General features: G+C 66.0%; 17 protein-coding genes, 1 tRNA gene and 1 pseudogene. 13 read left to right on the top strand and 6 right to left on the bottom strand.

What is annotated here, in order from left to right:
- Nucleotides 1-534: 534 nt before the first annotated feature.
- Both ON33_RS24745 and ON33_RS24740 read right to left on the bottom strand, forming a co-directional pair.
- Nucleotides 535-1,197 carry an HAD family hydrolase gene (locus tag ON33_RS24745; protein WP_040861465.1) on the bottom strand — a complete coding sequence of 221 codons (663 nt, stop codon included), beginning with the start codon at nt 1,195-1,197 and terminating at the stop codon, nt 535-537.
- On the bottom strand, nt 1,194-2,042 hold the full coding sequence (locus ON33_RS24740; protein ID WP_051152761.1) for a GntR family transcriptional regulator: 849 nt from the start codon (nt 2,040-2,042) through the stop codon (nt 1,194-1,196). Before ON33_RS24740 ends, ON33_RS24745 begins: the two co-directional genes overlap by 4 nt.
- A gap of 168 nt (nt 2,043-2,210) precedes the next feature.
- Here ON33_RS24740 and ON33_RS24735 point away from each other — a divergent pair, with 168 nt between their 5' ends.
- The 6 genes from ON33_RS24735 (at nt 2,211) to ON33_RS24710 (ending at nt 7,264) form a co-directional block, all read left to right on the top strand.
- Nucleotides 2,211-3,050: a hypothetical protein gene (locus ON33_RS24735; RefSeq protein ID WP_157184710.1), complete on the top strand. Its 840-nt coding sequence runs from the start codon at nt 2,211-2,213 to the stop codon at nt 3,048-3,050.
- Nucleotides 3,047-3,736 carry a hypothetical protein gene (locus ON33_RS24730; RefSeq protein ID WP_157184709.1) on the top strand — a complete coding sequence of 230 codons (690 nt, stop codon included), beginning with the start codon at nt 3,047-3,049 and terminating at the stop codon, nt 3,734-3,736. Before ON33_RS24735 ends, ON33_RS24730 begins: the two co-directional genes overlap by 4 nt.
- Before the next feature lie 154 nt (nt 3,737-3,890).
- A complete protein-coding gene (locus tag ON33_RS24725) occupies nt 3,891-4,922 on the top strand; it encodes a helix-turn-helix domain-containing protein (protein ID WP_040861462.1) in 1,032 nt (343 codons plus the stop codon).
- 65 nt (nt 4,923-4,987) lie between these two features.
- Nucleotides 4,988-5,641: a hypothetical protein gene (locus ON33_RS41585; protein WP_157184708.1), complete on the top strand. Its 654-nt coding sequence runs from the start codon at nt 4,988-4,990 to the stop codon at nt 5,639-5,641.
- Nucleotides 5,642-5,808: 167 nt separating this feature from the next.
- The gene (locus tag ON33_RS24715; RefSeq protein ID WP_040861523.1) at nt 5,809-6,009 is read left to right on the top strand and encodes a helix-turn-helix transcriptional regulator; all 201 of its coding nucleotides are present in this window, start codon (nt 5,809-5,811) and stop codon (nt 6,007-6,009) included.
- A 1-nt stretch (nt 6,010) separates the two neighbouring features.
- Nucleotides 6,011-7,264, top strand: coding sequence for a tyrosine-type recombinase/integrase (locus ON33_RS24710; protein WP_051152748.1), 1,254 nt, complete (start codon nt 6,011-6,013; stop codon nt 7,262-7,264).
- Nucleotides 7,265-7,323: 59 nt separating this feature from the next.
- On the opposite strand, the gene ON33_RS24705 is transcribed toward ON33_RS24710, so the two are convergent.
- From ON33_RS24705 to ON33_RS24695, 3 genes and pseudogenes are all read right to left on the bottom strand, one after another.
- Nucleotides 7,324-7,396, bottom strand: a tRNA-Ala gene (locus ON33_RS24705).
- Between the two features lie 614 nt (nt 7,397-8,010).
- The gene (locus ON33_RS24700) at nt 8,011-8,607 is read right to left on the bottom strand and encodes a TetR/AcrR family transcriptional regulator (RefSeq protein WP_083869277.1); all 597 of its coding nucleotides are present in this window, start codon (nt 8,605-8,607) and stop codon (nt 8,011-8,013) included.
- Between the two features lie 279 nt (nt 8,608-8,886).
- Nucleotides 8,887-9,608 (bottom strand): annotated as a pseudogene (locus ON33_RS24695) (uracil-DNA glycosylase).
- A 117-nt stretch (nt 9,609-9,725) separates the two neighbouring features.
- Here ON33_RS24695 and ON33_RS24690 point away from each other — a divergent pair.
- From ON33_RS24690 to ON33_RS24660, 7 genes are all read left to right on the top strand, one after another.
- On the top strand, nt 9,726-10,385 hold the full coding sequence (locus ON33_RS24690) for a trimeric intracellular cation channel family protein (RefSeq protein ID WP_040861459.1): 660 nt from the start codon (nt 9,726-9,728) through the stop codon (nt 10,383-10,385).
- A 129-nt stretch (nt 10,386-10,514) separates the two neighbouring features.
- Nucleotides 10,515-10,958: a GyrI-like domain-containing protein gene (locus tag ON33_RS24685; protein ID WP_040861458.1), complete on the top strand. Its 444-nt coding sequence runs from the start codon at nt 10,515-10,517 to the stop codon at nt 10,956-10,958.
- A complete protein-coding gene (locus ON33_RS24680; protein ID WP_040861457.1) occupies nt 10,955-11,389 on the top strand; it encodes an effector binding domain-containing protein in 435 nt (144 codons plus the stop codon). Before ON33_RS24685 ends, ON33_RS24680 begins: the two co-directional genes overlap by 4 nt.
- 388 nt (nt 11,390-11,777) lie before the next feature.
- A complete protein-coding gene (locus ON33_RS24675) occupies nt 11,778-12,392 on the top strand; it encodes a hypothetical protein (protein WP_051152747.1) in 615 nt (204 codons plus the stop codon).
- Nucleotides 12,393-12,394: 2 nt separating this feature from the next.
- Nucleotides 12,395-14,542, top strand: coding sequence for an Rv1355c family protein (locus ON33_RS24670; RefSeq protein ID WP_040861456.1), 2,148 nt, complete (start codon nt 12,395-12,397; stop codon nt 14,540-14,542).
- Between the two features lie 68 nt (nt 14,543-14,610).
- Nucleotides 14,611-16,434 (top strand): putative bifunctional diguanylate cyclase/phosphodiesterase, encoded by a 1,824-nt coding sequence (locus ON33_RS24665; RefSeq protein ID WP_051152760.1) that lies wholly within the window; start codon nt 14,611-14,613, stop codon nt 16,432-16,434.
- Nucleotides 16,435-16,641: 207 nt separating this feature from the next.
- Nucleotides 16,642-17,490: an SDR family oxidoreductase gene (locus ON33_RS24660; protein ID WP_040861454.1), complete on the top strand. Its 849-nt coding sequence runs from the start codon at nt 16,642-16,644 to the stop codon at nt 17,488-17,490.
- Here ON33_RS24660 and soxR read toward each other — a convergent pair whose 3' ends face one another.
- Entirely contained in the window at nt 17,491-17,994 is a 504-nt protein-coding gene (gene soxR, locus ON33_RS24655) for a redox-sensitive transcriptional activator SoxR (protein WP_040861453.1), read from the bottom strand.
- Between the last annotated feature and the right edge of the window lie 36 nt (nt 17,995-18,030).

The raw sequence follows: 18,030 nt of genomic DNA, 5'->3' as shown, positions 1-18,030 counted from the left end.
GCTGAACGGCACGAGCAGCCTCCGACTTGAGGCGTACACGTCAACAGAGATTGATGTGTACGCCTCAACTCTCGGCTGGGGATTCCTCGGTCGTGCTCCACGTCGACCATCTCCCCCGCGTAAGAGGTGATCCCTTCGTTGTGGTCCTTCCGCGGACGAACCCTGCACGTGCCGCCGCATGGGCTCGCAACCCTTCCGGTTGTGGTCCTCTCTCAACGCAACTCACATGCCAACGCAACATCCGCACGCCACGCGCCCCCTTGTGGTCCTCTCCTTTGTGGTCCTTCCTTCACCACCTGACCTCCCAAAACCCTTGTCCTCCACCACACCCCCGTACCTATCTTTTGACTCTGGTCTGGTCTGGCCGAGACTATGTCCTCCGAAGGCGGATATAGTCTCGGCCAGACCAGACCAGAGTCCTGCGCCGAAGGCGCAGCTCAGGGGGTGTGGTGGAGGACAAGAGGACTCGAAACTTGGGAGAATCTTTGGTCCGGGCACTGTCCGGGCACTCTCCGAGCACTGTCCGGGCAGAAATCACGCTGCCGAGAGCAGTTCGGACAGCTGCGTGATGATGGCGGCAGGGGCCTGGGCGGCAAGAACTGCGGCCTTGGCCGGCCGGTTCGCAAAAGCTATGCAGGGTACGTCCGCGGCACGGGCAGCTATGACGTCAGAGGCTGAGTCGCCCACGAAGACGCTATCTTTCGGTTTCGACTGAAGGGCGCTAAGGGCATCAAGAAGCAGGTGCGGTTGAGGCTTCAGTCGTGACACGTCGCCGCTCTCGCGCCCGAACACCCCTTGGACGCAGTCGATGAGCTCATGCTGGGTCAAGTACTGACGGACGGCTGCCGATGAGTTATTGCTGACGATCGCCACGCGCCGGCCGCTCTGTGCCGAACTGCGTATCAGCTCTTCGGAACCGGCGGTCGGGCGGGCGGACTGGACTGCTTCGACCTCGATCTGTCGAAACTGTAGATCGGTGGCGTTGGCCTGGTCTGGTCCCAGTGTCGCTGCGAACTGAAGAACATCGAAGGGGTCGTGTGTCGCCAGTACATCGTCAGGGATGCTGTGATCGAGATTGATCAATAGTCGTTGTGCCGCTTCACGGTTAGTGATTCCCGAGAACACGGCGCAGATCGGTCCATCGAAGTCGAGCAGAAGAGTGTGCGCCTGTTGGAAGATGTCCGCGGCCCCGGTCACCGCTCGTAGTCCCGCGCGACCGTTGTCCAGATGCTGTTGAACCACATCTGAGACTCTTCGGCGAACTGACTGTCCTTGTTGTCTGGATGCTCTGCGTCCTTGCCGAACTCGAACAGGGTGGCGTCCTTGCCCATGAGATCCCAGATCGCAGTGGATTCGCCGTCGAGCTGAAGCTTGTGCTCACGGACTGGGTAGTAGCCGAAGAACGCGCGCGACCCGTTCAGCACGTAGAGCTTGAACAGTGGGACAGCAGGATAGGTCCGGACTTGTGCTGACGCGCTTGCCACGAGATCAAGTTCAGCAAGCTCGTTGACGGCATCCACAATCGCTAGAGCGTGTCGCTCCATGATGCGGGTCGCGCGACTCCTGAAGGCAGGGCTATCACTCAAGTCCTCAACCTTCGACGGAAGCGACCAGGGGATCGAGGCGTCAGGTACGAGCAGGCGGACGGTCAGTGATTCGGGTCGCAGCCGTCCATGCCGGATCTTATCGATCGGTTCGGCGATAGCGCCGTGCAGCGTCTCACCGGAGAACCCTGCGAAATCTATTGTGACATCGGCCTCTTCGAACGCACGCTCGATGTGAGGACGAAGTCCTACCGGTCGTTCAGTGCGTTCCCGGACATAGACGCCACTGCCCTGTCGTGAGACGACCAGCCCCTCATCGCGAAGCACACGAATTGCCTGCTGCACGGTCATCCGGGCAACGCCGTACCGCTCGGCCAGATGAGGCCCCGATGGCAGTTTGTCGCCGGGGTTTAGCTTCCGAGTCAGGATGGCCGCACGCAGTATGTTCGCCACCTGAAGGTACGGCGGGCGGGGGTCATCGGGGTCGAGTGTGTCCATGGACCACACGATATATGCAGGCCACACAACTTGCCTAGCCAACCTAGTTCGATTTGCAACTTTGAGCGGGTTGATGCGCTACAGTGAACTTGGCTAGGCAAGCTAGGAAGCCTGGTCAAGTTGAGACTCCCCATCAGTTGGAGCTGACGGGGAGTCGGTACCGAAGCAGTGTCCGCTGCTTCGGCTTTCACTTCAGGTTCTGAAAGGCCACTGAAGCATGTCCAGTGTAGAACGCTGCGCCCTGGTGTCGAACCGGGTGCTATCAGCGGTGATACCGATTCCTGCGCCGTGTGTGCGCGCTCGTCGGGAACGGCGGTGGGTTCGATGAGGATCAACGGGAAGCGGGTCGGGCCGTTCTCGAATGTCATTCGGTTTCCGGTCCCCGCGCAGCCGCTGTCGGGGCCGGACGACCGGCGCGGCGCGGAGGTTGATGCTCAGCCGAAACCACAACGGAGGGAGGTGGTTCCGAACGAGCATCTGTCGCTGTTGATGGCGTCGCTCAGGATCACCCCCACGGGCCTGGCGCATCGCATGCGTGCGGTGAGCGAGAGTGACGGCGGACGGCCGGTGCATCTGAAGCACACCAATATCGTCGGGTATCGGGACGGGTTGCATGATCCGAAGCCGCGGACCCTCGATGTGATGCTGACGGCGTTGTCGCTGAAAGCGGGTCGCCAGATCACTGCCGAGCAGATCGGTTACACCGCACCGACACCGGCGCAGCTGCGGTCGAACATCTGGAAACAACTCGACCCGTTCACCGCAGACGAACCGTATTTCGACACCCCCCGCACCAAGGAATCGTTGTCGGAGTCCGCGGCGCCGCGTCCGGGGGTAACGGCTGATCGGGAATGGGATGCGGCTCGGGCGGATCGGTTGCGGTTGATGCTCGAGATGGCCGAGTCGAGTGCTCCGCTCAAGGAGCGCGACATTCACCACGACGGCGTTCCCGGCCGTTCGGTGCAGGCGCCGGCGCGTCCGGCGGTGGATCGGCGGCGGTCGCGATGAACCACAACGAAGACCGCACCGATACGGACGCGTCGGGTCGGACGCGTCGAGTGGGTCCGGGCACGGAGTTGAAAGCGCTTCTGAGGAAACGGCATTGGCAGACCCACTGCACGTTCCTGCGTGAGTACGACAAGGCGGCCAAACGGGTCGATCCTGATTTGGTCGGGCGTGGTCCACTCAAGGCTCAGTTCTATCGCTGGCTGTCCGGTGAAATCAAAAGCCTTCCGTTCCCTGATCATTGCCGGGTTCTGGAGGAGATGCTGCCGGGCTACACGGTCGAGGAGCTGTTCGCGCCGGCGGAGCAGTCCCGCACCGTGGAGGTCGGCGAGCGTGACCGGCTGCGACTGGTGACCACGGCAGGTGTTCCGGTTGGAACACGTGACTCGGTGGTCGGTTCTGTGGGTGAGCAGAATCGCTCACCTGATCTGGGAGTGGTGCGGCAGGTGGATCGAATCGAACCACGTGACCGTGTGGTCGGTTCTGCAGGTGAGTCAAATGAATCACCTGACCCGGCGGTCGGTTCCCGGGCGAGGTTGTCGCAGCAGGAAAAGACAGCCGCGATCGATGAGCGGCTCCGCTCCCTCATGAGCTGGATCGGGGACACCGCGCCCATCAAGGAGCGCGATCAGCACGCACGACCCGTGCAGCGTGACCGCCGAATGGTGGATCGGCGGATGTCGCGGTAGGACACGCGCCCCGCACGAAGGGGGCGCACGCCCTGCCTGTGCGTGTGCCCCCCATGTGCGAAATGTGCCCCCGTGAGTGCCCTGTTGCGCCCAGCCCTGCGTGACTTGTGCTGGAGCGCAGCATCTTTCAGTAATCGATCGAAAGGAATACCTCATGAATCGGAACAACGACGGCCCGGGCGGCCGCTACAAGCATCTGTCGGGCGCCGAGCGCGACACCATGATTCGCAACCTGCGTGAGCTGGGCGAGGACTACCGGCAGATCGCCAAACGGCTCGGTATCACCGCCCGCCAGGTCGAGACCGTGCTCGGTGAAATCGCGGCCTTGCGTTCGGCCGGCCACCCCGATGCCGAGATCGGACGCCGTGTCGGGCTGCCACGCTCGACCGTGCAGCGGCTGCGTGGCGGAACCGAACCGCGGTCAGACCTGCGCAAGGCCGCCGCGTTGACGCTGCTGTCCCAGCACGGCGGAATGCAAATCGACCTGCTCGGACAGTTCCTGGGGCAAGGTGTGAACCACACCTACGTTCTGGTGCGGCAGCTGCGGGCCGACAATCTCGTTCGACCACTGGAACAGGTGCAGGCGGGGGAGAAGTGGGTGGTCGCGACCGCGGCCACCGCGTCCCGGTTCCTGGGCTGGCCGGTGCAGAACTGGCGGCCCACCCTCGGGCGCGTGGAACATCATCGGGCGGTCGCGCAGGCCCGGCTGATGCTGGTCGGCACCGACCTACCGGCGTGGGTGTCCGAACGAGAGCTCTGGCACCGCGCACAGCGGGTATCGCACCAATCGCGCTCCAAGAGAGCCGAATTCGAGACAGGTCGTGTGCACGTTCATGACGCCCTGTTCCGTGGGCGGCTCATGGGGACGCAGGGGTGGTGGGCGCTGGAGGTCGAACTCACGCGCAAATCAGCGGCCTCGATGGATCAGGCATTGCGGGGCGCGATCCGTGCGGCCCGCGATATGGAGCCCGAGGAACTGACGGGCCTGCTGTACCTGTGCCGCACCGCCAGCGTGAGTGATGGCGTGCATGCGGCCGCCGAGCGGCTCCCGCCCGAAATCCGAAGCCTCGACCTGGCCCTGGTCGTACGCGACCTCGACGCCGACTGGGGCCGCTACCTCGACAACCGCACGGCGAAAACCACTGCCCCCCAATCCCGTATCTCCTCCTTCAAGGACTTCTCGTGATCAGATACTCACGTCTCACCTCGCGTGGCGTTCAAGCGCTGGTCGGGCTCACCGAAATGCGTGCCATGCAAACCGATGTCCTGGCCGAGTTCCTCGGCGTCGGTGTGGCCCAGACCTACCGGCTGGCAGGCCAACTCGCTGACGCCAACGCCGCTGAACGGCTTCCCTCGGTGCGAGGAGAGCCGACGTGGATCGTGCCCACCCGCGCGGCGGCAACCTGGGTGCTGGGGTGGCGACCGGGAGAGTGGCGGCCTCGATCGAATTCCGCTGTGCATTGCCGTGCGGTCGCTCGTACGCGTGTCGCACTCGGTGCGTGTGCGACAGATCAGTGGGTCAGTGACCGCGTGCTGCGACACGAACTGCCGGGTCCGGGCCTCTACCCCTACGACGGCATGTTGCTACGCGCCGCTATGACCCCGGTCGCGGTAAAGGTTGACACGAGTGCGCGCGTCACCGGTGCGCAGCTGTCGCGACGGCTGAATCTCGTTGTGCGACAGGCGCGACAAGACGAATGCGCGGAGATCCTCTACGTCTGCGACGGCAGCCTGAGCACCGACGACGTTGCGACAGCAGCACGGCAAACCCTCCCGGACATCCCTGACCTGGTTCTGCGCATCACTCGCCTCGACGCCCTCGTCTCCGGCAAACCCTCTCACCTGCGGCCTGTTGACAGGTCATGCGACAGCCTGCGACAGCGTGCGACAGGCGGTGCGCACTGATGCGACAACCCACCCACCCCGTACGCGCCGTGCGACAGGCCGATGGTGCGCACCGCGACACCTTCGTCGCATCGTGCGACGGCGCGTGCGCACCCTGCGACACCACCTGCGCACCACGCGATGGCGTGCGCACCAAGACCCAAACCCGTTCCAATGAAGGAGTTTCCATGTCCACCGACCGCTACCTCCAGGCCACCGACTGTGAAGCCATGACCGGTATCCCGGCCGCCACGTGGCGGTACTGGGCCTGGGCGGGCAAAGGCCCGAAGAGCTTCAAGCTCGGGCGCCGGCGCGTCTGGCGCGAGAGCGTCATCCACTCCTGGATCGCCGAACAAGAAGCCGCATCTGACCGCGGCGGGATCGCCTGAAATGGCCGGGCGACGCAACCGCCGCAGCGGGGTGGAAGACCGCTGGTACAAAACCATCATCACCGCCGCGGCGGACGGCACCAAGACCACTGAGCGAGTTCCCTCGGCCAACCACGGCTGCGCCAAGCGGTGGAGGGCCCGCTACGTCGACGACAGCAGTCAAGAACACGCAAGGTCCTTCACTCGCAAGGCTGATGCACAGGACTGGCTGGATCAGGCCACCAGTGCCTTGGTGACAGGAACTCATATCGCTCCCTCGGCTGGGCGTGAAACTATCGGCGAGATCGGTAAGCGCTGGCTCAAGGCCCAGGCTCACCTGAAAGAGACGACGACATTCAATCGCGGTCATACCTGGGGCCTGCATGTCGAACCCCGTTGGGGCAAGGTCGAAGTGCGCGACGTCCGTACCACCGATGTACGGGCTTGGGTCGCGGACATGGTCGTGAGGAAGGCCGGTGTACCAACGATCGAGAACGCGGTCGGCATCCTCCGGATGATCTGCGAGACAGCTGTAGAGGATCGACAGATTCCGCGTAATCCGTGTGCACGAGTCAAGTTGCCGAAGCGCACGCATCGTGCCCGCGGATACCTCACACACGTTCAGGTTGAGCAGCTGGCGCGGGAGGTTACCGAGATGCCCACGGCAATGCGGTTTTTGGCCTACACCGGTCTGCGGTGGGGTGAGATGGCCGCGTTGAAGGTGTCCGACTTCGACATGCTTCGCCGACGGGTGAATATCCATGAAGCTGTCGCTGAGGTGAAGGGGAAGGCGGTGTGGTCCACGACCAAGACCCATGCGCGCCGCTCGGTACCGTTCCCGAAATTCCTGGCCGACGAACTTGCCGCCCTCATGCACGGCAAGGGCCGCGACGCACTGGTATTCACCTCACCTCAGGGCGCGGTCTTGCGGGTGTCCACCTATCGCAAGCGTGTGTTCCGGCCCGCAGTCACCCGGCTGCGCAGTCCGAAGAGAAGTCGCGCGACGAATTTTGAAGGGACACAGTTTCCGTACATCTCTCCGCACGATCTCAGGCACACCGCGGTGTCGCTCGCGATCAGCGCCGGCGCGAACGTGAAGGCGGTCCAGACCATGCTCAGGCACAAGTCCGCCGCCATGACTCTGGACACCTACGCAGACCTGTTCCCGGACGACCTGGAGTCGGTCGCTGAGGCTCTCGATGTTGCAGCCCGGTCCGCTATCGCCGCTGCTGCGGACGAACTGCGGACGGGCACCGATAATCAAGCTGTCGAATAGTCGCGAAAACGAAAACCGCCCGTGGCCTCTGTCGAGGTCACGGGCGGTTTCTTGTGTTGTGGAGCTAAGGGGAATCGAACCCCTGACCTTCTCGATGCGAACGAGACGCGCTACCAACTGCGCTATAGCCCCGCGGGGTCGTTTCCGGCCCGCGCTGGAGAACTTTAGCAGGTGTGTTGGGGTGGGGACGAATCGGCTGGTTAGGGAGGGTTTCTTGGGACGTGGGACGTGGGGTGGATGGGGACGCGTGGCAGGGGAGAACCGGCAGGGAATGGACGGCAGGAGAAGGTGTGGCAGGGCAAGGGCGTGGCCGGGAAGGGATGGCAGAGAAAGGCAGGGAGGGGTGTGGCGGGAAGGGATGGCAGGCGAAGTACGGCGCGGCTAGGGGGAGGGGGAGCGGAGGTGCTATGGAGAGAGGAGGGGCGTGGGAGTGGCAGGAGGGGAAGATGGGTGTGGCAGGAGGGGAAGATGGGTGTGGCAGAAGGAGGAAGGGGTGGGGGCGGCGTCGCTTATGTTGGCGGGAGCTGGAAGCGTCAGTGGGGGGCTGGGAGCTGTGAGCTGTGGGGCCGGTGTTGGGGAGCGGAATTGTTGGGTGGATTTTTGGTGGGGGTTGAAACTTGTAATACCAACCGGTTTTGATTCGTGTGGTTGTGGGGATCGCTTGGGCCGGTGGATCGATGTGAGTTCGGAATTCGTTCGGCGCGTGGGGAATTGCCGCGGACGGGCCCGTGGGACGGGTGGAGAAGTCAGGCGGTGGGCTCGCTATAGGAGTCGAGGACTCGGAGGAAGAGGTCCAGGCGGTATTCGTGTACTGCCTTGTTGTCCGGTTCCATCAGGCATTGGCCCAGGGTGCCGTCGTGGACTGCGACCAGTGCTCGGCCCAGGGCTGCCGGATCGGGTACTTGGCGGCCGTTGCGGCGGAGGAGGGCTACCACTACTGGGATGAGGGCTGCGGCGATGGCTTCCTCTCTGGCCACCATCACCTGACGCAATGCGGGATTGCGGAGGGCGTGGGCGGTGAATTCCGAGGTGATTCGAAACCACTTGTCGTCCACTGGAACTGCCGACAGCACCTGCTCGACCGCTCGTCGCGGATCGCCGCTCACGCCGCCGGGGGTATCCAGCATGGCTGCCGCTTCGGCCAGCATCGATGCCGACCGCTGCTCCCACATGGCGAGGAACAGCTCCTCCAGCGATGTGAAGTTCGAATAGAAGGCGCCCCGGGTGAATCCGGCTCGCTCACACACCTGCTCGACCGAGCAACGGCCGAACCCCTCTTCGGCGAACGCCTCGAAGGCCGCGTCCAGCAGCCGCTGCCGCGTCTCGGCTCGGCTGCGGCGCACCTTCACGCCCCCGGCTACCCCGTCGGCAGCTGTCGCCTCCCGCTCGGATTCGTCATCGGCCCTGCTCACGACCGCATCGTATCCGGTTCGGCGACCCCATCGGTGCGAGTGGCGTGTGCGCCGGCCATCGCAACAGTTCGCCCCGGTGACAGTGCCGGTCGTCGACAAGAATCACGGTCCGCCAGGCAAATGGGCACGGTGGCCCCCAAGCAGGTCGTCTTTCTCTCGAATGCCTGGTCTGGAAGCTCGATGGTCTGGCCGAGGGGTCGAACCGAGCGTCTAACGGCGGTGGCCGGGCAGTCCAGCGGCGTGGGCCGCGTTGGTGAGCACCTCTTCGAGCATGGCGGGGGTGAGCCGGCCGGTGAAGGTGTTCTGCTGGGAGGGGTGGTAGGCGCCGAACAGCTGGATGGGGGAGCGGCCGGGAGTGGCGGGGGCCAGCTCGATTTGCGTGCCGTGGGCGAATTTGGGCTTGGGTTTGGGTATGGCCCAGCCGGATTCGGACAGGGCGGGCAGTAATGCCTGCCAGCCCCAGGCGCCGAGGACCACGATCGCGCGGAGAGTCGGTGCCAGCAGGGTCAATTCGGCGGTGAGCCAGTGGCGGCAGGTGTCGCGTTCGGTGGGGGTGGGTTTGTTGTCGGGTGGGGCGCAGTGCACGGGGGCGGTGACTCGGGTGCCGAGCAGGAGCAGGCCGTCGTCGGCGGAGACGCTGGTGGGCTGGTTGGCGAGGCCGGCGGCGTGCATGCAGGCGATGAGGAGGTCGCCGCTGCGATCGCCGGTGAACATGCGGCCGGTGCGATTGCCGCCGTGGGCGGCGGGGGCGAGGCCGACGATCAGGAGGGGAGCGTCGGCGGGGCCGAGGCCGGGAACCGGCTTGCCCAGTAATTCTCGTCACTGAAGGCGGCCCGTTTCTCGTGTGCGACCTGTTCGCGCCACGCCACCAGTCGGGGGCAGGCGCGACACGCGGTAAGTTCCGCGTCTAGCTGGGCAATTGTGCGGCACACAGGGGCGACTCAACCATAAAGCGGCTCCGACCGTGCGGCGAAGTGCCGGTGCGGCGGGCCGGGCATACTGTCCGCCGGTAGCCGAGAGTTAGCGACCTGGAAGGAAACCGGCCACACATGAGTGATCTCGTCGAGCTCGGCACCCCTGTCGACGCGGCACAGAGTGTGGGAAACCTGCTGGGCGTGTTCGCATTCGGCGTGTCAGGTGCACTGCTGGCGGTGCGGCGCCGCTTCGATGTGGTGGGCATCGCGGTGCTCGCGGTCGCCACCGCCACCGGCGGCGGAGTGATCCGGGACGTCATCATCGGCCGCACCCCGCCGCTGGCCTTCGTCCAGGTCTCCTACGCCGGGGTCGCGCTGCTGGCCGCGGTCGTCATCTTCTTCTGGCATCCGCCGGTCCGGCTGGTCCGCACCCCGCTCTACACCGCCGACGCCATCGGGCTCGGCACCTTCTGTGTGACCGGCACCGTGACCGCCTTCCAGCACGGCATGTCGGCGACCTCGGCGGCGGCGCTGGGCCTGGTGACCGCGGTGGGCGGCGGTGTGATCCGGGACGTGCTCGCCGGCGTCACCCCGAGCGTGCTCAGCGACGGCGAGCTGTACGCCGTGCCGGCCCTGCTCGGTTCCGCGGTGACGGCGGTGCTGCTGCACTACGGCCAATACACATACTGGACAGGAGGTTTGGCGGGTGCGGGCGCGGTCGGGCTCCGACTGGTCGCTCTGAACCGCCACTGGCACGCCCCCATGGCCCGCCCGCACCGCCGCCGCGAGGAGTGAGCGACACGCCGCTCGCGTGGGGGCGAGCCCCGCAGAGTCGTGTCGCCGGGCACGGTCGAGGCTGATTGATAGCATGGCGAAGGCTTGGCCGACTGGCTGTGAATCACACCTCGAGAGAGTTTCCATCCAATGCAGTTCGAGATCGTCGAGCGGGACGAGACGTGGGTCGCCGGGTTGCCGGTGCGTAGTCCCAAACGTGCGCTCGGGGAACTGCGTGACCACGATCTGGAAGTGGCCTGGGCCGCCGTCCTGCACCAGGAACTCGGTGGTCCGCTGGCCTCGGCCTACACCGACTACGCGGCCGAGCTGGGCACCTACAACACCCAGATCGTCGGCTACCAGTGCGGCTCGCTCGACGAGGTGACCCGCGGCCACGTCGTGGCCCGCCTGCCGCGCGGCACCTACGCCCGCTTCTCCTCGGTCGGCAACTTTCCCCAGGTGATGACCGACCTCTGGACGCAGATCGCCTACGCGGAGGAGCACAAGCAGATCAAGCGCATTCACACCGGCGACTTCGAGACCTACCCGCACGCCTACAAGATCGATCTGTACCTGGCGGTCGAGCCCTCATGACCTATTCGATCGTGGTCCGGCCCGGCGGGGTCTACGGCGGCCTGGTGGTTCCCCGGGTGCGCCCCAGCTTCAAGGTCTCCAACAGCGAGCTCATCGAATTCCTGCGGGACCGCCTGCGTGACCGTGACGCCGCCGAACGCCCGCTGGCCACCGTCTACGTCCCCGATCCGGCCGGCAACTACAACGTGCTGGTCTCCTACGAGTACCAGGGCCCGGACGACGTCCCGGTCGGCGACGTCATGATCCGCGTCCCCAAGGGTGTCTACGCCCGCTTCCGGCCCAATGGCGACTACCACGATCCGGCCGAGGATGTCTGGGCTCAGGTCGACGACGCGACCGCCTCCGCCGAGATCACTCGCGCCTACCGCGAGGAGATCGAGATCTGGCACGGAACCGCCGAACTGGAGCTTTTCATCTCCATCCTGGTCTGATTGCTAGCTGTTAGCTGATTGGGTACCAACCGGTCTTGTCGCTGCTTTTCATGACTGATGGCAATGGTTTGACCAGGGATGATTTCGGGAGCCATCTCTGGGTTTCGGAGCATTTGCCGGACGCCTGGACAATTTCAGTTGGCTGACGGATACTCCCCTAGGTGCCCGTGCCGGGCATGGCCGATGCACGGCCGTATCGGGCGGGGGCTCAGGAGGATCGCGCGAGGTCAGCGCATTAGTGGAGTGGAACTTTATGGCAGTCGAACCGGTCGCGCTCGTCCCAATGGAAGGGCCTGGTGACGGCATGTTCCAATCAACGGATCCGCAGTCCGGTTACACCTTCGTGATCGGTCCCCCGCAGGCGGATCTCCGGTTATGGCGCAGATGCATGGACGGTGCGCGCGAGGTTTACCGCCAGTTCGGCACCGAGGACGCACTCGAATACGACAAAGTGATCGACGGCCGCTCCACCACGCTTTTCGGGGTCGCGCTGGATTCGGACGGCCGGGCCGTCGCGGGCATGCGCGTCTCGGGCCCGTATCAGCATGTGGACGAGGTGCACGCGGTGGCGAGCTGGGCGGGACTGCCCGGTGAGATCGCGTTCCGGCGGATGGTCGCCGATCAGATTCCCGAGGGTGTGATCGAGGGCAAGGCGGGCTGGACCGCGCGCGATGTCGAGCACCGCGGCGTCCTGGTCGACTGGATCGCCCGGGCCTACGTGCACTCGATGGTGCTGCTCGGCGTTCGATACCAGGTCGGTGTGGCGCCCGAGCACGCTCTCCGGTGCTACCGCAGCAGCGGCGCGCACGTGGCGTGGTGGATCCCGGCGTCGTCGTACCCCGACGACCGCTATCGCACCGTGCCGGTGTGGTACGACATGCAGACCTATCGGTCCGTGGCAACGGAATCCCAGGTTCGGCTGATAGACGCCGAATTGTCGGAATTCATGGAATCCGGCCAGAAATTACCGAACACCTGGGCCCGGGGTGAGGGACTCGCGTAACAATGGCTGCAGATCTACCCGCGGCCGGTGAATACCGTCCGCTACTGCTCGATGAATCGAATCCCCGAGATGCCGCCCGGCTGACCGCATTACGCGCCGATTCGACGGTCGAATTCTCCGATTTGCGCGATTTGCTGCGCGCCGAATTCGAAAGCCTCGTAGCTCCGCCGGAATTGTCCGAAGGGCCGGAATTCGATCGGTGGGTCTACTACCCCTGGCGGAACATCGTCCTCGGCCTGCCCGGCCCGCAACTGCTGCGGATCGTGCGCCTCGACCGCAACCGCAACAACCTCACCTATGCCGAGCAGGAACGGTTCGGCGAGCTGACCGTCGGCGTCGTCGGGCAGAGCGTCGGCCACGCCGTCGCGTACACCCTTGCGCTGGAAGGCATCTGCGGCCGGCTGCGGCTCGCGGACTACGACGCGGTCGAACTGATCAATCTGAATCGCATTCCCGGCACGCTGTTCGACATCGGCGTGAACAAGGCGGTGGTGACCGCCCGCCGGATCGCCGAGCTCGATCCGTACCTGCCGGTGGAGGTGTGGCAGGACGGCGTGACCGACGAGAACCTCGACGCGTTCCTCACCGATCTGTCGATCGTCGTCGACGAATGCGATTCCTTCGACATCAAACTCGCCTTGCGTGAGGGCGCCCGCAGCCGCGGGCTGCCGCTGCTCATGCAGACCAGCGACCGCGGCCTGCTCGATGTGGAGCGCTTCGACCTGGAGCCGGAGCGGGCGCCGTTCCACGGCCTGATCGGCGAGATCGGCACCGCCGAACTGCGCGGGCTGACCCCGCGGGAGAAGGCGCCGTACCTCATTCGAATCCTGGACGGCCGCAACCTGTCCAGTCGCGGCGCGGCCAGCATGGTGGAACTGGGCGAAAGCCTCAACAGCTGGCCGCAACTCGGCTCGGAGGTGATGCACGGCGGCTCCAGCGTCGCGACGGCCGTGCGGCGCCTCGGCCTGGGGCAGCAGCTGCCGTCGGGGCGTACCCGGCTGGACCTGGAGCGCAGCCTCGACGAGCTCGCCGAACCGGACCCCTTCGACGACCTGCGCTGGGTCGAGCCGCCGCCCGAGGAGACCACGCCGGAATCCGGGATCGCGGCTGTTCTCTTCTGTGCCCAGCGCGCGCCCTCGGTGGGCAATGCGCAGCCGTGGACCCTTGGCGTCGAGGCCGGGGCTGTCACGATTTCCCTTGCGCCCGAACGCTCTTCGATCGTCGACATCGCCTACCGTGGCAGCGCCATGGCGGTGGGCGCGGCGCTGTACAACGCCAGGGCCGCCGCGGCCGCACTCGGCATCCTGGGCGAGAGCGAATTCCGCGTCGGCGGACCGGGCCGGCTCGAGGCGATATTGCGGCCGGGAACGGGTACCGATCCGGTGCTGGCCCGCGACTATCCGGATCTGCTCGCGCGCCGGACCAATCGGCGGTTCGGCAGCGGCGCGCCGATGCCCGACTCGACGCTGGACGCCCTGTCCGCCGTGGCCGCGGACGCCGGCGCGGTCCTGCACGCCGTCACAGATCGTGCCGGTATCGAGGAAATCGGCGTGCTGCTCGGCGAGTCGGACCGTGTCCGCTATCTGACTCCCCACATGCACCGGGAGATGCTCGCCGAACTGCGGTGGCCGGGTGACGACGCGCGGACCGGCATGGATCTGCGCACCCTGGACCTCGCCGCGGATGAGCTGGCGAAGCTGGAGATCGCTCGCCGCGCCGACGTGATGGAGCATGTCCGGGCCTGGGAGGGCGGTTTCGCCCTGGGGGACTCGACCCGGAGCCGGATCCGCACCGGCTCGGCCGTGGTGGCCGTGACCTTCGTGGCGCCGCCCCCGGGCGATGCGTCCGAATTGGTGGCTTACGCGCGCGCCGGGGAGGCGGTTCAGCGGGTCTGGATCGAGGCCGAACGGCACGGTTTCGCGGTTCAGCCGGTCTCTCCGGCTTTCCTCTACGCACGACGCCCCGAGGAAGTGGATGGGGTTTCCCCGGAGTTCGCCGATACACTAACGTCAGTTCAGGGCCGCTTCCTGGGCCTGTTGGGAGTGCCTGACGACGAGACAATGGCGGTGGTGCTTCGCCTCAGCTATGCGATGGCGTCCACGGTTCGAAGCAGGCGACTTCCGATACCGGGCGCGGATACCCGCGGTTAGCGTGATCGGAGAATAAGGTGCCTCGGCGAACACTCGACTCACTGGTGACCCAGGTCGCCTCCGAGTTGATGGCAGTCGACGCCACGACCATGGCGTCGGCCAGTGAGCGGGTGCTGTCCTGGCTGGTCGAGCATTTCGATGTCGACTTCAGTTTCCTGCGCTACACCGACCAGAAGCGGCGGGCCTCGATCCTGATCGCGGAGTGGCCGCCGCGGCCGGTGGCGGTCGACCCGGACCCGCTGCGGGTGGCCTACTTCGATCAGACCAATTCGGTGTTCGCGCAGTTCGAGCACGCCACCGAGCCCATGGTGCTGCGGGACAGCGGCGAGTACCCCGACTATCAGCGGTTCATCCAGCAATCGACCGGATACTCGCAGGTGTCCGCGGCCGCGGTGCCGCTGGTGTCGCGTGATGTGTCCACCGGTCTGCTCGGCTTCATCAAGGTCGGCGATCGCGATTGGAGCACCCGGGAAGTCAATGTGCTCAAGGCGATCGCCGCGCTGTTCGCCCAGCTGCAGGCGCGGGTGGAGGCCGAGGAGCGGCTCCGCTATATCGCCATGCACGACGATCTGACCGGGCTCGCGGACCGGCGGGCGCTGCTGGAACACATGGAGGACCGGCTCAGACCCGGGAGTTCGGGACCGGTGGCGGCGTTCTTCCTGGATCTGGATCGCCTGAAGGCGCTCAACGACTTTCTCGGGCACACGGCCGGGGACAATTTCATCCGGACGCTCGCCACGCGGTTGCGCGAGAACCTGGATCCGGGCGACGTGATCGCCCGCCTGGGTGGAGACGAGTTCGTGATCGTGCCCGCCAAGCCGATGGACGCCTCGGCGGCCGAGCGTGAGGCCAGCCGGATCCAGCAGCTCATCGCCCGGCGGGTGACGGTCGGCGAGGAGACGGTGAGCCGGGGCGCGAGCGTCGGCGTGGCGCTCGGCATTCCGGGCGAGGCCACGGTCGCCGATGTGCTGCGGCGCGCGGACCACGCGCTGCTGTCGGCCAAGTCGAGCGGCGGCAACGGGGTCGCGGTCTTCACCGACGCCATGCGCGCGCAGTTCGAGCTGCAGGACGACGTGGAGCTGAATCTGCGCGGTGCGGTGTCCGACGGTTCACTGGTGCTGCACTATCAGCCCGAGGTGGATCTGCGGACCGGCCGGGTGGTCGCGCTGGAGGCGCTGGTGCGCTGGCAGCATCCGACGCGCGGGCTGCTGCCGCCGGGTGCGTTCGTGGGCGTCGCGGAGGCCACCAATCTGGCGGGCGAGCTGGGTCGCTGGGTGATCCGCACGGCCGCTGAGCAATTCGCGCAGTGGCGGCGGCGCGGGCTGGCGTCGAATGTGGTGATCCGGATCAATGTGTCTCCGGTGCAGCTGGTTTCGCTGGACTTCGTGGAGACCATGGAGGGGATCCTGCGGCGCTACGGCATCGACGGGTCGTCGGTGTGCCTGGAGATCACCGAACATGTTGTGGTGCAGGATCTCGCGCGCACGCAGGTGACGCTGCGCGGGTTGAAGCGGATGGGCGTGCAGATCGCCATCGACGACTTCGGTACCGGGTATTCCTCACTGTCGCACCTGAAGGCGCTGCCGGTGGACGCGGTGAAGATCGACCGGGGTTTCGTGCAGCGGCTGGGCGCCAGCGCGGACGATCTGGCGATCGTGAAATCGATTGTGGGGCTGGCGGGTTCGTTCGGTCTCGGGGTGGTCGGCGAGGGTGTCGAGACCACGGTGGCGGCGCGCACGCTGGTGGCGCTGGGCTGTTATCGCGCGCAGGGGTTCCTGATCGCGCGGCCCATGCCGGCCGCGGAGGTCGAGGAGCATCTGTCCGCGGGGCGGATCGCGCTGGATCTGGACCTTCCGGGAACCAGCCGGTCGGTCCTGCCGGGACCGTCCTGAGCCGCCGGCCAGGCGATTCGGGTCACGATCGGCGATCCGGCGGGGCACGACTCCCTAACTTCCCCGCACCGCGCGCGGATTCCCGGACCGGGGTGCGCGCGCCCAGGAAAATAGGGGCGTAACGGGTACTCGCCCGACTCGCGAACAAACTTGTTCGCGTAGTAGCGTGCGGTCTGACAGGGCTGTCGAAGTGAGGGATGGATCGACGTGCGTGATCGTGGCCTGAGCGGCAAGAAGACTTTGATTACCGGCGCGGCGAGCGGTATCGGCCGGGCGACGGCACTGGCGGCGGCCCGTAAGGGGGCGCGGCTGGTGCTCACCGACGTCAATGCCGAGGGGCTGGACGCGACCGTCGAATCCATCCGGTCCAGCGGCGGCATCGTCGAGGTCGCCACCGCACTCGACATCAGCGACTATGAGGCCGTCACCGCCTTCGCCGAGAAGGTGCACGAGGAGCTCGGCTCGCTGGATGTGCTGATGAACATCGCGGGCATCTCCACCTGGGGGACGGTGGAGAATCTGGAGCACCGTCACTGGAAACGCCTGGTGGATGTGAACCTCATGGGCCCCATCCATGTCATCGAGAACTTCGTGCCGCCCATGATCGAGGCGAAACGCGGTGGCGCGCTGGTCAATGTGTCCTCGGCGGCCGGTCTGCTCGCCTTCCCCTGGCACGCCGCCTACAGCGCCAGCAAGTTCGGCCTGCGCGGCGTGTCGGAGGTGCTGCGCTTCGATCTGGCGCGGCACGACATCAATGTCCACCTGGTGGTGCCGGGCGCGGTCGACACGCCGCTGGTGCAGTCCGTGGACATTGTCGGCGTGGATCGCGACGACCCGCGAATCCAGGCCTGGATCAAGCGCTTCCGCCGCCACGCCAAGTCCCCCGACCAGGTGGCCGAGACGATCCTGCGCGGTGTCGAGAAGGGTACCTTCCTGATCCACACCCAGTTCGACATCCGCTTCGGCTACTGGTGGTCGCGCAAGTTCGCCTGGCCCTACGAGTTCGCCATGCGCCGGGCCAACGACCTGTTCACCACGTTCCTGCCGCGCAAGTAGTCACTCCGGCTCGGGCGCGCAGACGCCCTGGGGGGTGCACTTCTCGGCCGCGTGGGTGTCCAGCACGCGCGCGCCGGGGCCCTCGTTGCCGAGGTGGTCGTGGGCATTGAAGATCTTGCAGACGCCCAGTGAGAGGCAGCCGCAGCCGATGCAGCCGGTGAGGTTGTCGCGCAGCCGGATCAGCTGTTCGATGCGGTCGTCGAGGTCGGCGCGCCAGGTGGTGGACAGGGTCTCCCAGTCGCGGCGGGAGGGGTTGCGGCCGTCGGGGAGGTTGTCGAGGGCGCGGCGGATCTCGGCCAGTGGAATGCCGACCCGCTGCGAGATGCGGATGAAGGCGACCCGGCGCAGCGTTTCCCTGGGGTAGCGGCGCTGATTCCCGCTGGTGCGGCGGGCCGTGATCAGACCCTCCCGCTCGTAGAAGTGCAAGGCGGACACCGAAACTCCGGCTCGCTGGGACAACTGACCGGGGGTCAGCTCTTTCGCCTGCCACGACGCGGTCTGCATACCTGAACATTACTCCAGGTTTCTGGCGGGTGCGAC

Source organism: Nocardia niigatensis NBRC 100131 (assembly GCF_000308655.1).
Classification (GTDB): domain Bacteria; phylum Actinomycetota; class Actinomycetes; order Mycobacteriales; family Mycobacteriaceae; genus Nocardia; species Nocardia niigatensis.
The sequence above is the reverse complement of the archived record's forward strand: the minus strand, read 5'-3'. Positions and strand labels throughout refer to the sequence as shown.